17 protein-coding genes are annotated in these 13,194 nt (G+C 69.1%); 3 read left to right on the top strand and 14 right to left on the bottom strand.

Translation table 11 applies throughout. The features are described from left to right. Positions 1–76: 76 nt before the first annotated feature. The 13 genes from AC3RKA_RS11250 to AC3RKA_RS11190 all read right to left on the bottom strand — a co-directional run bounded on the left by AC3RKA_RS11250 (position 77) and on the right by AC3RKA_RS11190 (position 9,918). Positions 77–1,129 (bottom strand): hypothetical protein, encoded by a 1,053-nt coding sequence (locus AC3RKA_RS11250; protein ID WP_489727608.1) that lies wholly within the window; start codon positions 1,127–1,129, stop codon positions 77–79. Between the two features lie 398 nt (positions 1,130–1,527). Further along, a complete protein-coding gene (locus AC3RKA_RS11245) occupies positions 1,528–1,695 on the bottom strand; it encodes a hypothetical protein (RefSeq protein ID WP_031943856.1) in 168 nt (55 codons plus the stop codon). Positions 1,696–1,858: 163 nt separating this feature from the next. Then, positions 1,859–2,797 (bottom strand): hypothetical protein, encoded by a 939-nt coding sequence (locus AC3RKA_RS11240; RefSeq protein ID WP_250162135.1) that lies wholly within the window; start codon positions 2,795–2,797, stop codon positions 1,859–1,861. Next, positions 2,791–3,492, bottom strand: coding sequence for a hypothetical protein (locus tag AC3RKA_RS11235; RefSeq protein WP_031943858.1), 702 nt, complete (start codon positions 3,490–3,492; stop codon positions 2,791–2,793). The genes AC3RKA_RS11240 and AC3RKA_RS11235 overlap by 7 nt, the downstream gene beginning before the upstream one ends. A 15-nt stretch (positions 3,493–3,507) precedes the next feature. Next, entirely contained in the window at positions 3,508–3,924 is a 417-nt protein-coding gene (locus AC3RKA_RS11230) for a pilus assembly protein TadG-related protein (protein WP_049159529.1), read from the bottom strand. A gap of 2 nt (positions 3,925–3,926) precedes the next feature. Next, the gene (locus AC3RKA_RS11225; protein ID WP_250162136.1) at positions 3,927–4,376 is read right to left on the bottom strand and encodes a pilus assembly protein; all 450 of its coding nucleotides are present in this window, start codon (positions 4,374–4,376) and stop codon (positions 3,927–3,929) included. Then, entirely contained in the window at positions 4,373–4,783 is a 411-nt protein-coding gene (locus AC3RKA_RS11220) for a hypothetical protein (protein WP_250162137.1), read from the bottom strand. The genes AC3RKA_RS11225 and AC3RKA_RS11220 overlap by 4 nt, the downstream gene beginning before the upstream one ends. Positions 4,784–4,825: 42 nt before the next feature. Then, positions 4,826–5,008, bottom strand: coding sequence for a hypothetical protein (locus AC3RKA_RS11215; protein ID WP_087114221.1), 183 nt, complete (start codon positions 5,006–5,008; stop codon positions 4,826–4,828). Positions 5,009–5,107: 99 nt separating this feature from the next. Further along, positions 5,108–5,980: a hypothetical protein gene (locus AC3RKA_RS11210; protein WP_061867358.1), complete on the bottom strand. Its 873-nt coding sequence runs from the start codon at positions 5,978–5,980 to the stop codon at positions 5,108–5,110. After that, positions 5,977–6,843: a type II secretion system F family protein gene (locus AC3RKA_RS11205; RefSeq protein WP_061867357.1), complete on the bottom strand. Its 867-nt coding sequence runs from the start codon at positions 6,841–6,843 to the stop codon at positions 5,977–5,979. Before AC3RKA_RS11205 ends, AC3RKA_RS11210 begins: the two co-directional genes overlap by 4 nt. Continuing rightward, the gene (locus tag AC3RKA_RS11200) at positions 6,840–8,423 is read right to left on the bottom strand and encodes a TadA family conjugal transfer-associated ATPase (RefSeq protein ID WP_061873037.1); all 1,584 of its coding nucleotides are present in this window, start codon (positions 8,421–8,423) and stop codon (positions 6,840–6,842) included. The genes AC3RKA_RS11205 and AC3RKA_RS11200 overlap by 4 nt, the downstream gene beginning before the upstream one ends. Next, positions 8,420–9,244 carry a P-loop NTPase family protein gene (locus AC3RKA_RS11195; RefSeq protein ID WP_031943866.1) on the bottom strand — a complete coding sequence of 275 codons (825 nt, stop codon included), beginning with the start codon at positions 9,242–9,244 and terminating at the stop codon, positions 8,420–8,422. The genes AC3RKA_RS11200 and AC3RKA_RS11195 overlap by 4 nt, the downstream gene beginning before the upstream one ends. Continuing rightward, entirely contained in the window at positions 9,241–9,918 is a 678-nt protein-coding gene (locus AC3RKA_RS11190; protein WP_250162139.1) for an SAF domain-containing protein, read from the bottom strand. Before AC3RKA_RS11190 ends, AC3RKA_RS11195 begins: the two co-directional genes overlap by 4 nt. 171 nt (positions 9,919–10,089) lie before the next feature. On the opposite strand from AC3RKA_RS11190, the gene AC3RKA_RS11185 reads away from it, so the two are divergent. The 3 genes from AC3RKA_RS11185 (at position 10,090) to AC3RKA_RS11175 (ending at position 12,122) form a co-directional block, all read left to right on the top strand. Then, the gene (locus tag AC3RKA_RS11185; protein WP_031943868.1) at positions 10,090–10,386 is read left to right on the top strand and encodes an ArsR/SmtB family transcription factor; all 297 of its coding nucleotides are present in this window, start codon (positions 10,090–10,092) and stop codon (positions 10,384–10,386) included. Positions 10,387–10,570: 184 nt separating this feature from the next. Beyond that, complete coding sequence (locus AC3RKA_RS11180; protein WP_031943869.1) at positions 10,571–11,494, top strand: ParA family protein; 924 nt, start codon at positions 10,571–10,573, stop codon at positions 11,492–11,494. Position 11,495: 1 nt separating this feature from the next. After that, positions 11,496–12,122, top strand: a complete 627-nt coding sequence (locus tag AC3RKA_RS11175) for a hypothetical protein (RefSeq protein WP_250162140.1) — start codon at positions 11,496–11,498, stop codon at positions 12,120–12,122. A 52-nt stretch (positions 12,123–12,174) separates the two neighbouring features. Here the strand turns inward: AC3RKA_RS11175 and AC3RKA_RS11170 are convergent. Then, positions 12,175–13,194 (bottom strand): replication protein RepA (locus AC3RKA_RS11170; RefSeq protein ID WP_126860354.1); only part of this gene is annotated, 1,020 nt, incomplete at its 5' end.

The raw sequence follows: 13,194 nt of genomic DNA, 5'->3' as shown, positions 1-13,194 counted from the left end.
CGTGGGTAGAGGTCTTCACGGGGTAGAAGGCTGGGGCGGTCCCCCGATGTCCCTTCTAAGTTGATCTGAGGTCAGTTTAGGCGGTGAGGTGGGCCGCCTCAAGGCTGTCACGCTCCGCGCCACCTTGCCGGAACAGCATCCGCATGGCCGCCAGGGCCGCGGTTCGAGCCGGAGACTCCACTCCCGCGGCCGCCGCGCGCGCTCGCGCATCCGCCTGGCGATCCCGGTGCATCGCCTCGCGCGCCGCCTCCGCCCGCTCACGAGCCCGGGCAGAGGCTGAGGCGAGCACGAGCCCGCCGGCGTCCTTCCAGTGCTCCAGGCGCCACCGCAGGTAGCCGCGAGCTCGAGCGGTGTCCTGGCCGGCGTCCAGGCTGTGGAGCCGGTGCGCGCCCTGGGGGGTGTGGTCCAGGGCGTGGAGCAGGTCGGCCGGGGTCCAGCCGGCCTCGAGGAAGGGACGGATCAGCGAGCGGACGTCCCGGGCCGAGAGCACGCGCAGACCCAGAGCGCGATCCTGGACGGTGCGGGCGGCGGCCAGCTGCTGACGACGGGTGGCCACAGCGCGGTTGCAGGGCCAGAGCTCGACGAGTCCGCGGTCGCGCGCGTGCGTGGTTCCTCTACGAGTTCTAGTAAGTGAATCCTCTAGCGAGGAAGGGTGCCAGTTTTTCTCCACAGCCCCACGGATCCGACGCTGACCTGCACGCTCCCGTGCTTCGGCCGCGGCGTCGGCACGGTGCCTGGCGAGGATCTTCTCCACGTCCAGGTGGGCAGTGCAGCACAGCACGTAGACCGCCGCCTCGTTGATCCGCTTGCCACGCTCGTCCGGGGTCGCGTAGGCGGCAGAGCGTCCGGCGGCGACGCGTCCGATCACCCCGTGTCGCATCAGCCAGGCGATGGCCGCGGTCACCGTCGAGGCGCTCCGGCCGATCATCTTCGCCAGGCGCTTGTGCCCGGGACGGGAGATCATCTTCGACCAGTCCGCGCAGGCCACCAGCGCACCCACTAGGGACTCCATCAGCCGCCGACGGGTCCGGGAGAGGTCCTGCCAGGCAGGCAGTGCCCGCAGGGCGGGAACGGCGTCGCCCAGGTGCTCCAGACGCCGGGACCCGGCGGGCACCGCGGCCAAGATCACGTCGATGTCGCCCTCCCGGGCACGCGAGGGCCGGCGCCAGTTCTGACGGCACGGATTCGTGATCCGACCCCGCACGGGCCGGGTCGACTTCCGGCGATGACGCAGCAGTCGGGCGAGGGTGGACTCCCCCAGGCACGGCGCCGAGGACACGGCCGACGGGAGGGGGGACGTGTCGCGGAGAGGGATTTTGGGTAGACTTGGGCACGACAACAGCAACGTGCCTCCTTCCAGGGAGGGACAGAGCCGGATCCCTTGGCGGGGATCCACCCGAGATCGAGAGCTTCACTGGCGAGTGAGAAGCAGCTCTCGAACAACTGAAATCTTCAGACCGGCACCCTTGGCGGGGTGCTAGTCGCAAGAAGGCGGTTCCGTTGGCGCGGGGCCGCCTTCTTGCATGCTCAGGCGATCTTCACGTCGAAGGCCTCCTGTCCGTTCGACTCGGGGACCTCGTTGGCGTCGAGGTCGGCCAGGATCAGGGATGCGACGTAGTCGGTGACGGTCTCGCCCCGGTAGTCGACGCGGGCGTGCAGTTTCTGCTCGTAGGACCGGGGGAGCTTGGTGGTCACGCTGAAGCGGTCTCCCTTGGACGGGCGACCGCCAGTGCGCCTGGTGGGGCGAGGGTTCGACGGGGGCGTGCGCATGGTCACAGAGTATCCCAATCCGATTCGTCCGAGTCCGTGTCTGGAAACAACACGCCGGGGCAGACCAAAGGTCTGCCCCGGCGATTGCTCACGGCCGGACGTTCAGGGCGTGGAACTCCCCGATTCGCACGTCCTGCGACGAGCGCGTCACGGTCTCGATTACCCCGGACTGGTCCTGGGCCGTCCACTCCACAGACCACGCCGTGATCGCCGTGACCGTGTAGGTCGGGTTCGACATCTTCATGTACGTGTGCCCGCAGTCCGGGGACTCCTCCTTGCCGAAGCGGTCCTCATACGGCGTGCCCGGCCCGTCGCAGATCACCTGCGTACCGTCGCCCATATCCCAGGTAACGCGCACCGGCCGCGCCGTGGCCTGCACCGCAACCCCGTTCATGTCCTTGCTGACCGTGTACGGCCCCCACGCCCGCGGATTTTCCGTGTTCTCCACCCACATCCACGCGGGCAGGCCCACCGCTCCGGTGCCGTCCTCCTGCACGGAGTACGGCACCATGCCGATCTCGATCCCCTCGAGCTGCATCTGCGTCACGAGCTCACGTGCCGCCTGTTCCGCATCCGCCGCTCCTGCCGCGGACGGCCGCTCCCACCAGCGCTGGGGGTAGTTCCTGAAGACGTCGGTTGCGCTTTGCCACTCGGGCACGCATTCCTCCCACGCGCCGCGAGACGGGTCCTTGCCGTCAGGAGGCGGCGGCTGGTTCTCCATGAGGCGCCACATGCAGTTCTTGGCCGGGTCGACGTTCTGGTCGCACTCCCCACGTTCGTGCGTCCAGCCCGTCTGGCAGTAGTTCGACGTTGGTTCGCTCTCCCCGGGCCCCACGACGGGTTGCGTCAGATCGCCGCCACCAGGGCTTCCCGGCTTCTCCCCCCGCACCGTGCAAGCGCCGAATCGGCACTCGGCGTCGCCGGCGGCACTGGCTACGGGAGGGGCAACGACCGCCGCCATCATCATGGCCACCGCCGCCAGCAGAGCACTGCCCAGACAGGTGACTCCTCGCATCTGCATCAGCATGACTTCGGATTCCCCTTCTCGTCTCGCATCACGTCTCGAGTAGCAACCTTCCAGGAGCTGTCGTCGTCCTGCCAGGTCACGATGTATGTGGTCTGGTAGCGCAGCGCCGATCCAGAAGAGACAGGCTTGCCATTCTTGTCCTTCACGGAAACGGAGGTGTTGTCCTCACACACCAGCAGCTGGGCGTTGGAGTGAGGGACCTGCTTGCCCTCCACGTTGCTAGTCCCCCCGATGATCGCTTCCAGCAGTTCGACTCGAGACTTTCCCGTGTAAGTCTCACCGGATGACTCGATGGCCTTCAGCTGCTCGAGGTCCTGACTGAGGTAGGGGTCCCGAGCCGCGAGACCCAGCAGCTCCCCATCCACAGAGTTCTGCTTCAAGAAGTGGTCGTTGATGGCGTAGTACAACTGCAAAGCCTTGAAGCCGTGCTCCTTCGCCATCTCATCATTCGTCGGCCGGTCGGACGTCACCGCAGCGAACGTCGAAGCCTTGCTGCTAGAGCTTGCACTCCCAGCTGACGAAGATGCCTCGCTTGCGGACGACGGCACATCCTGGATCGGCTCCAGCGAGGACTGCGAGGCGCTCGCGGACGTGGAATCGCCGCTCGGCTGGCCGCCGCCGTTGCAGCCGGTGAGCGTGAGCGCCAGAGCCAGGACGGCTCCGGTGTATGCGGTGGTCTTGGTGACGCGGCTCATGGTGTCTCCTTGCGGTCAGCGGGTGTTCGAGTGGATCTGGGCGGTGCCCTGGCCGTGGCCGGTCAGGACGCCGGTGGGGATGAAGCGTGGGGTGTAGGGGACGTCGACGTCCACAGTGACCTTGGTGGGGGTGACGTTGACGGTGCCGGTGGCTCCGGCTTCGGCGATCATCCCCTGGGCGGCGCGCGCGGCGGCCGCTCTGTCCAGGGTGATGTCCTCGCCGCGGGCGGCTCCGGCCGTGGTGCCAGCGTTGGCGCCGGCGCGGGCGGCCTGGTGGGCGATGGTGACGGCCTCCTCGGAGGCGCGCACCTTGCCGTTCCAGTCGATGCCGATGCCGAAGCCGACGAGCACGATGATGGGGACGAGCATCAGGACCAGCAGGGAGGACTCTCCGTGCTCGCGGCCGAGCCAGGCGCGGAAGCGGGCGATCATGCTCAGCCCCTCTCTCGATAGGTGTCCACGGGGGACGTGGCGTCGGCGGTGATGGTCCAGGACCCGGGAGTGCCGGGGATGGCCAGGTCGGAGAGCGGCACCGCGCAGGTGATGGTGGCGGAGACGGACCCGGGGATGCCGGGGGCGTTGCGCAGGGCGGAGGTGTCCAGCGTGATGTTCTGGGAGCCGCACGTGAAGTCGGTCTGGTCCAGGGTCATGCGGGCGGACTGGCGCGCATTGGACTCGGCCTGGCCGGGGTTGCGGGCCAGGGTGGCCTCGCGGGCGGCGACGCCGGCCGCCGACTCGATGGAGGTCTGTGCTGCTCCGATGCGGCCGCCCATGACGGCGAGGGCGATGAGCAGCCCGATGGCCGGAGCCACGATGAGCAGCCCGACGCCGGACTCGCCGCGCTCATCACGCAGCCAGGCCAGGGACATGTCGCGGAGGTTCACTTGACCACCCTCTCGACGGGCCCGGTCACGGACCGGGAGACGGACGGGCTGATCCACTGCCCGGTGTAGGCCGGCGCGGTGCCGGTGACGGTGACGGTCATCCGCTCCCCGGTGGTGCTGATGTTCACGGAGGCGCCCTGGAGGGTGCCGGAGTGCTGGGAGATGACCTGCTGGGCGGCCGCCTGGCCCTCGGCGCTCGAGCCGCCCATGACTCGGGAAGTTGCGTAGGCCGCGTTGGCCGCGGACTGAGCCACGGTCGAGGCCTGGTAGTAGGCACCGGCCTGGGGGACGAGGAACACGAGCAGGAGGGCCACCGGCACGATCAGCAGCGAGGCGATGTTCGAGGAACCCGTCTCGTTGCGTGCATGGGCCTCGAGGTGCGCTCGAAGCGGTGCCGCGATGTTCATGGTGACCCCCCGCTCGTGGTGTTCCGTCCCTGGCTGGTCTAGTCAGCCCAGCTCGCCGACCTTGTTGGTGGCGAAGGTGTTGATGCCGGCCCAGACCAGGGCGGCCAGCACGACGGCGGCGAGCACGCCGAGGATGATCTCGATGGTCTCGGCGCCAGCCTCGTCCTCGTGCTTGTCCTGGATCCAGGTACGGAGGATCAGGTACTGCTGCATCAGCTTGTTCATGGTGAGTCCCCTCGTGTGGTGGAAATGGCCTCGGGACGGTCCCGATGCGGGTGGGTGGGTGGATGGGAGATCACGATCTCCGGGAGGAGCTCGCGCGTCTCACGCGCTCATCAGCGTCAGCATCAGAGGGGTGAGGACGATTAGCGTGAACATCAACGCGATGAACATGATGATGTTCTTCATGCGGCCGGAAGCCTCATTCTCACGGGCTGCCTCGGCGTTGAGCATCCGCACGCGCATGTTGCGACCCAACGCGCGCAAAGGCTCGTAGACGCTGGCCCCATTGTCTCCGCTCAGGCGCATGATGCGGGCGGCATCGGTGAGCTCGGGGACGTGGAGCTGCGTGGCCAGGGTCTCCAGGGCGGTCCAGGGCTGGACCTTGGTGAAGCGAGCCCGGACCAGTTCCTGACGGATCCGCTGGAAAGCCCAGGTGTCGCCGATGGCGGCTGCGTTTTCCAGAGCCACCGTGGGCTGGGCGTTGCGGCCGCGCTCAGAGGCCAGCAGCTCGACGAATACCGCGACCGCGCGTGCGAAGTCAGTGCGTGCCTTGGTCGCTCGCTTGCGGGCGGCCGAGTCAGGTGCCAGCCAGGCGACGGCGGCGACGAGCAGGCTGATCAGCAGGGACAGCCACAGCGGCAGGGAGTAGAGCACCTGTGCGGCCACGCTCAGGGCGAGGCAGACCACGAACACGAGTGTGGCGCCGTAGATCTTGGCCCAGGTGTGGCGGCTGCGGGTGGTGCCCAGGATGTCCAGGTCGGCGTCGGTGAGGCCGTTGACCAGGGCCGGCGGCAGCGTGCGCATCGTCCACTGCGAGGCCCGCTCCTGCCAAGAGAGCGCGCCGCCTCCGGAGGTGCTGGTCACGATGCCGTCGAAGGCCGCCGCGCGCAGGCGCGGACGCTGGGGCAGCAGGGGCCAGATCAGCGCGGTCGCGGCCAGGCCGAACAGCATGCCGGCGATGATGATCATCATCATGACGAGCTCCTAGCGGTCAGCAGGCGGACCTGCGGCGGCGGGGCTACCACGCGGGTCATCCAGATGATGAGCCCTGCGGTGACCAGAGCCAGGACGAGGTAGAGCGCCTGGCCCAGCGGGGTCTGGTAGGCGGCCATGGGCCCGCCCATTCCGGGGACCAGGCACAGGGAAATCACCACGATGGTGATCACGATGCGGGCCTCACGGCGGGCGCCGGCGCGGTCGGCGTAGATGGCCCGGCGCTTGGAGACCTCTTCCTCCACGGAGGTGGAGAGGTCGTCCAGGGCGTTCGCCAGGCCCTGGCCGCGCTGATTGGCGGCCAGGATCAGCTGCATGACGACCAGGTCGCCGGTCTGGTCTCCCCATTCCAGGCCCAGGCGCTTGAGGGCGTCTGCGGTAGGCCAGCCGGCCTTGATGCGGGCATTCATCGTGGCGATCTCGTCCCGGATCAGGTCGCCGGCGTTGGGCATGGAAGCGGCCAGTGCGGTCTCCAGGGAGGTTCCTGCGACGATCAGGCCGGAGAGCGAGCGCGTCCACATCTCCATCTGCGCCAGCTTCTCGATCTGGGCCGATCCCCCGCCGGAGCCGAAGGCCAAGCGCAGGAGGATGACGGCGCCGGGCAGGGCGACGAGGTAGACGAGCAGGCCGGTGAACAGCGCAATGAAGAAGCCCACGGCGGCGGCGATGCCCACCATGATCCACGTGTTGCGGTCCATGCGGCGGCCGAGTCCCTTGAGGGCGGTGAGCCAGCGCGGATCGGGTGCAGGGGCCTTGGGAGGGGCGGGCCAGAGCCAGTTCACGGCAGCCATGCCCAGGCCGAGGATGCCCAGGGCAAAGCTCAGAGGGAGCAGGAGCGAGCTCATCGGGCACCTCCGGCCAGGCGCAGCAGGTCGAAGCCGGTGCGCTCGAGATCGTTGCGCAGGCGGTTGTCCACGGGAGGGGCCACGGGCACGGCGTTCTCGTCGCCGGGACCCATGCGGAACAGGTCGGCCACCGAAATGCCCTTGTCGGTGTCGCCGGGCAGCACCTCGGAGATCGAGATGATCTTGCGCTTCACCGAGCCATCGGGCTGAGGCACCTTGCGCATCTGCACGACGACGTCGATGTGGTAGCCCAGCTGGCGAGCCATGTAGGTCTCGGAGAACTCGTTCATGCCCAGGCCGACCAGACGGCGCACGGCCTCCTCGCCGGAGTAGGCGTGGACGGTGCAGTAAGTTCCCGCGCCGGTCTGCATCGCGGAGATCATCGCGCCGATCTCCGAACCGCGGACCTCGCCGACCAGGATGCGTGCGGAGTTCAGACGCAGGGCCTTCTCCATGGCCATGGTCAACGTGTACTCGCCGATGGTGCTGCCGTCGGCGGCGCGCTCGCCCGATCCGGGGCGAGCCTGAAGCTCGATCGGCGGGACCAGGCGAGAGTCGAGCCGGTCCAGGTGCAGCTCGCGCTCCTTCTCGATGGTCACGATCTGCTCCAGCGGGCCGATCTTCTCCGCCAGGGCGCGCATCAGGGTCGTCTTGCCGTCGCCGCCGAAGCCGCTGATGACGATCGTCTTGCCGGCCTGCACGAGCGCCGTGAGGAACTCGGCGGCCAGGGGGCTCAGGGTGCCGTTGTCGACCAGCTGCTCCAGGGTGATGTTCACCAGCCGATGGATGCGGAATACGGCGGTGGGCCGCGTGGAGACCGGGCGGGCGGTGGCGGCCAGACGGACCGAGCCCATCAGGTCCATGTCCAGGTCGGGGTGGGCCGCAGAGAAGGGGCGGGACTCCTCCCCCGCGTTCGCGGCGAGGAACTGGAGCTCGGCCATCATCTGCTCATCGGTCTCGAAGACGGGAGGGCGGCGCTCCATGCTGCCGCCGGCCTTCTCCACCCAGACGTGGTCGGAACCGATCATGTGGATGTTCTCCACCCCGGGCTCGTCCACGAGTGCCTGGAATCGGCCCAGACGGAACATCGCATCGAAGGTGGCCTGGCGCAGTGCCGCCTGCTCTTCGGCAGTCCATGCGGCGTCGCGGCCGCCGGTCTGCACGTTCTCACGCATCTGCTCGATGATCGCGCGGTCGATGTGCCGCCAGCCCATGGCGTGCAGCTCGCTCTCGGGCAGGTCGATGCGGTCGGCGGTCTCCTCGGCGTGCCAGTCCACGGCCTTGGCGCGCAGCACGTCGACGATCGACCAGAAGCCCGTCAGCTCCGTGGTGTTGCTCGGCCGGGCCGGGGCGCTCTGCTCGGCCTGCGGTGCCGGCTCGGGCACAGCAGTCAGCGGCCGGGACAGCCCGGGCAGCTCAGCGGAATCGGTGGGAGACGGGGTAGTGCCCAGCGGGCGAGCCAGGTGAGCGCCGGCGGAGGCGGGGATCAGGGACGGCCGGGCCGGCTTGGCCGGGGTGCTCTCGGTCAGGAACGGGAGGTTGAGCAGGTCCAGGGACATGTCGGGGGTCTGATCCTTCATCGCTGCTCTCCTCCGGTCTCGGTGGGCATATCCGCCTCGATGAGCTGGCGGCGGGCCATCAGCGCGTCCGCGAGGGAGGCGTTGGCGGCACCGATGGCCCGCGTGTAGGAACGCAGCCTCCAGGACGTCGCCTGGGCGCCCCCGCCGAAGTGAGCGCCGGCTTCCGGGCTCTGGGGAAGGCGTCCACGCACCGGCAGGCCCAGCACCTTGGAGATGTCCTTGGAGGGGAACTCCTGGGCTCGATCTTCGACCACGAGCAGGGAGGACGTGTCCACTGCCCCCGCGGTGGCGCGGGCCTCCAGCACGGCCGGCAGATAGGCACGCGCCGCGGCCACGGAGACCAGGTCGCTGCGCACCACGACGCTCAGGTGGTCGCTGTCGCGCCAGAGCGCCTCCCGGCCGTGGGCGTTCTCGGAGCGGCCAGCGTCGACGATCACGTCGATGTCCTGGCCGGAGACGGCGCGCAGAGCCATCATCAACTCCGGCCAGAGGCCCCGCATGGATCGCGCGGCCAGCGGCTCGGACATGGCGGGCAGGAGCCAGCGGGAAGGCTGGCCAGCGTCCTGGCCCGTTCCCAGGTCGACGGCGTAGTCCCAGATGTCCTGCTCCGTCAGGGCCTGTCGCATGGAGTTGTGGGCGATGCCCATCAGGCCGCTGTCGGCCGGCATGCTGCCCTGCAACCACCCGGCGAGCACGGATGAGGGCTTGCTGACGTCGGCCTCCACGAGCAGCACAGGGCGCGGCCACTGCAACGTCATGGCCACGGCCGTGGTGCTCACCCCCGGGCTGACGCCGAAGGCCGCAAGGGTCAGGATGCTCACTTCTGCGCTCCCTGCATGATCACGCTGGCGGTGCCGGCGGCACCCCAGGTGGCGACCTTCTGGGCGTCGGCCTGCTTCACGCGCAGATCCACGGTGGTCTTCCCGCTGTTCTCGTCATGGTGGCTGGCCTCGACCACGGCCGCGACGGGGTCGTGATTCTGGTTCTCGTCACCGGCCTTGGTGTTCTGGTTGCCCGGGGTGAAGAGGACCTGGACGTGATCTCCTGCGGCCATCTCCCGGGCAGGCAGGCGCCCGACCTCCAGAGCCAGGCCCACCAGCGATTCTCCGTCCTCCACGCCCAAGGACGTTGCCGTGGACGTGCGCGTGATGGTGCTGCCCGGCTGGAGGTCGGTCGTGGCCACCTGCCCCTGGATCTGCTGGGCCTCGGTCGCGGGGACCAGCACGCTGGGGTCGCCAGCCACGCGCACGGACGAGAGCATGGAGGACTCGATCTTCTGCCCTCGCTCCACGGGAGCGTTCACCACCAGGTAGGGCTTGGCCTCGTTGGCCTGGGTCCCCACGAACGCGCCGAGGCCGCCCAGGGCAGCCAGGGCGACGGCGACAGCCACACCGCCCACGCGGCGCTTGGCCACCGGCGTCGGCGCAGGACGGCCCACGGGAGCCGCCGCGCTGGAGCCGGCCTCGCTGACGCGCGGGTTCTCGGTGGGGGTCACCTTGGGCGACCGCTTTCTCAGAGCCACCTTGGCCTGCCTTTCTCGCTACTGAGGGGACTGCACGGGGAGCGTATCAAACCTGCCAGCCGTAATAGCAGGTGGCTTGGTCCTTCACCAGACATAAAGCCCGGACCGCCCCCTCATGTCCCTCTGTACGGTAGACATTTCTGCATGAGCGCCCCCGCATCCCCCCTCGACACGGCCGTCGTCGCGTTCAACTCCACGCTGCGCATGCGCATCCTCGTGCTGATCGCCCGCTCCCCCGGCCTCGGCGCCCACGACCTCGCCACGTCCCTGGACACCCCCCGCGCAACCCTCTCCCTGAACCTGCGCACCCTCGAGGAAGCCGGCCTGCTGACCTCCAGCGACACCTCCGAAGCGCGCCGGGGCCGACGCCTGACCTACCGCCTCAACCGGGAGGCCTACAGCGCGATGATCGAGGCCCTGGGCGCGATCGTCGAGCGGTGACCTCATGCCATACCGGCACCACATCAGGAGTGCCGTTCATGCCATAACACCGCCGTATGCGCGCCAGTCCCCAACCGTCCGCTACACCAGTTGCACGCCATACCACTGAGGGAAATCTCTCGGTATTTCCCGAGAGATGCAGTAGACTGGAGGAGTCAGATCACAGGGAACCTAGGAGGTCCTCATGTCCACCCCTGCGCGCTCATACGCCATCCCAGGCGTCCTGGCGGTCGCCAACGGCAAGGGCGGTACCGGCAAGACGTCGCTGGTCGCCAACCTCTCCGGTCTGGCCGCGGCCGCCGGCATCCGCACCCTCACCATCGACCTGGATCCCCAGGGCAACCTCTCCCCCGACCTCGGTCTAGGGAAGTCGGACGGAATCGAGCTGCGTCGAGCCCTCGAAGATGGGGCGCCGCTGCCGATCTCCACGGATCCCATGCGCCCAGGCCTGGGCGTCGTTCGCGGCGGCCCTCGTTTGGCCGACATCATCAGCCTGCTGGTGGCACGCGGCTACGACGCCCCGCCCCTCGGGGCTCTTCTGCACCGGAGCCTGAGCCAGGTCATGGAGGAGTGGGACCTGGTCGTCATCGACACACCCCCGGGAGACCGCGCCCTGGTCGAGGCCGCCTTCAGCGTCGCCGAGGGCGTGGTCATCGTCTCCAAGACGGATCTCCGCTCCCTCGACGGCGTCGCTGTGACGGCCGAGCGCTTCCAGGCCGTTCACGAGACCACGAACCCCGACGTGCAGCTGTTGGGCCTGGCGCTGTTCGACGTGGAGGCGCGCGCCGTGAAGATCGAGCGAGAGGCCCGCCAGGCGCTCGAGCAGATGCTCCAGGGGCTGGCCTTCGACGAGGCCGTCTTCACCGCCCGTATTCGGCACGCCGCCGGCGCCGCCCAGGACCTGCGCAAGAGCGGACGCCTGGTGCACGAGCTCGAGAGCGATGTGGCCCGCGCTCACCGAGAGCGCTTCGCGCGCATCAAGGCCGGTGAAGCCTCGACCTTCCATGCGTCGACCATGGATGGCCTGGCAGGGGACTACGCCGCACTGGCCCAGGAGATTCTGGGACGCCTGAGCGCCCTGGGCCAGGACGAGGAGGAGGACGCCTGAGATGGAGACCCCCAATCGAGCAGACGGACTCGGCGCTGTGTTCAACGCGCGTGGCCGGGGCAAGAAGAAGCCGGCGGAGAAGGTCGACTCTGTGCCATACGCCATGCCAGAAACCACGCCAGATGCCACACCGGAATCCACGCAGGACACCACACCGGAAACGGTACCTGTCGCCACGCGGGAGACCGCACCGGAACTGATGCCAGACGTGAGGCGCGCGGTCCCGCAGGAAGGCGCGCAGGTGGCCGAGCTGGACCGTGAGGACGCCCCCGAAGAGGAAGAGCTGGTCGTGCGCAACACGGCCGTCTACCTCCCCGTCCCGGTCCTGGAGCGGCTGAGGGCCGCGGCCGCCAAGCGGCATCGGACCTACACGGACCTGCTGATCGACGCGTTCGACGAGCTCAGCGACGATCAGCTCTTGGCGGCCTGCGGGCACAAGCCGCGTGCGGACGGGGGGATGCCGCGTGGGCGCCGAGGTGCCGCGCGCGGCCAGGGGGGCGTGCAGGTGCAGCTGCGCCTGGATCAGGAGCAGCGGGGTTGGCTGGATGAGCAGGTGGCCCGTCTAGGCGCCCCCTCCCGGAGCGCCATGGTCGCCTCGGTGTACGACGCCTGGCTGCCGAAGAGCTGAGCCGGCATGAGCAGGGGGGGCGGCCCGGCATGGCCGCCCCCTTCGTGGTGCATCAGCCCACGCGCAGGTGCCGGGGGCGCTGGTGGGCTGCCTGCGGGACGTGGGTGGCGGAGGGGTGCAGGCGCAGGCCGGAGTCCACCACGGCCACCTTCGCCTGGGGGTAGATCAGCTTCACGGGCTCGAGGTTCTTCAAGAAGGCGGCCTTGAACTGGCGCGGCTGAGCGTACTGGGCGCCGAACTGGGTCTCCAGCTGGTGCCAGGAGACGGTGGTGGTGCGCTGAAGCGTGGACATCCGGTAGGAGAGCCAGACGTAGAGGTCCATGCGCATGGGGGAGCCGCCCAGGGCTGCCAGGGCGGAGGAGAGAACCGGAACGGGGGAGCGCATGACCTCCTCGAAGTAGGGCTCGCTGAGCTCGATGCGCGCATGGTCTGCCCCACGCTGGTACGTGAGCTCGTAGCGGTGGGCCACGTGCATGTTCTGGCCGCTGAGGGTGCGCCGGCCGGGCGTCTCGCGGCTGGTCTCGATGATGATCGAGGTCGTGCTGAGCCGGTGGAGCTGGTCCATCACACGGCGCTGATTCGCCCCGGAGGGGTAGGTGCCGACGCTGGAGAGGAACGCGCGCAGGGAGGGGCCGGGGTCCAGGTGGCGGGAGCGGGTGCGCACGGCCTCGGTGGACATCCAGGTGAGCAGGGAGCGGGCCAGGACGCCGAAGGGGAAGCCAGCCGGGCCGGGGGAGAGCGTCAGGGTGGTGTCTCCGTTGCGTCGGCTCCAGTGGGGGACCGTGGCTCCGGGGTCGCGGTAGGGCAGGCTCAGCTGGGCCCAGATGCGGGTGGAGAAGGCGACCTCGCCGGGGTTCTGCTCGATCTCCTCGCTGAGCTCGAGCAGCCGCAGGCGCCTGGGTGAGAGGGCCGGGCGCGTGGCCGCTTCGATGGAGGTGATGTCCGGCGTGTGGTTCATGGCTGAGGTGACCTTTCGGACCCGATGACGGGTGGGCGTGGAGGGGACGGAGCGGGTGTGGAGAACTGCGGTCGCCGGGGAGTTATCCACGTGCATCTTGTGACGGGGGCTCAT

This window comes from Micrococcus sp. iso_229 (genome assembly GCF_058072725.1).
The sequence above is the reverse complement of the archived record's forward strand: the minus strand, read 5'-3'. Positions and strand labels throughout refer to the sequence as shown.

What these genes read in the sequence shown, in the direction of transcription:
- AC3RKA_RS11180 (WP_031943869.1), top strand. Translation starts at nt 10,571, where the DNA reads ATGTCCACCCCTGCGCGCTCATACGCCATCCCAGGCGTCCTGGCGGTC.
- AC3RKA_RS11240 (WP_250162135.1), bottom strand. Translation starts at nt 2,797, where the DNA reads ATGCTGATGCAGATGCGAGGAGTCACCTGTCTGGGCAGTGCTCTGCTG.
- AC3RKA_RS11175 (WP_250162140.1), top strand. Translation starts at nt 11,496, where the DNA reads ATGGAGACCCCCAATCGAGCAGACGGACTCGGCGCTGTGTTCAACGCG.
- AC3RKA_RS11230 (WP_049159529.1), bottom strand. Translation starts at nt 3,924, where the DNA reads ATGATCGCCCGCTTCCGCGCCTGGCTCGGCCGCGAGCACGGAGAGTCC.
- AC3RKA_RS11185 (WP_031943868.1), top strand. Translation starts at nt 10,090, where the DNA reads ATGAGCGCCCCCGCATCCCCCCTCGACACGGCCGTCGTCGCGTTCAAC.
- AC3RKA_RS11235 (WP_031943858.1), bottom strand. Translation starts at nt 3,492, where the DNA reads ATGAGCCGCGTCACCAAGACCACCGCATACACCGGAGCCGTCCTGGCT.
- AC3RKA_RS11200 (WP_061873037.1), bottom strand. Translation starts at nt 8,423, where the DNA reads ATGAAGGATCAGACCCCCGACATGTCCCTGGACCTGCTCAACCTCCCG.
- AC3RKA_RS11205 (WP_061867357.1), bottom strand. Translation starts at nt 6,843, where the DNA reads ATGAGCTCGCTCCTGCTCCCTCTGAGCTTTGCCCTGGGCATCCTCGGC.
- AC3RKA_RS11215 (WP_087114221.1), bottom strand. Translation starts at nt 5,008, where the DNA reads ATGAACAAGCTGATGCAGCAGTACCTGATCCTCCGTACCTGGATCCAG.
- AC3RKA_RS11220 (WP_250162137.1), bottom strand. Translation starts at nt 4,783, where the DNA reads ATGAACATCGCGGCACCGCTTCGAGCGCACCTCGAGGCCCATGCACGC.
- AC3RKA_RS11210 (WP_061867358.1), bottom strand. Translation starts at nt 5,980, where the DNA reads ATGATGATGATCATCATCGCCGGCATGCTGTTCGGCCTGGCCGCGACC.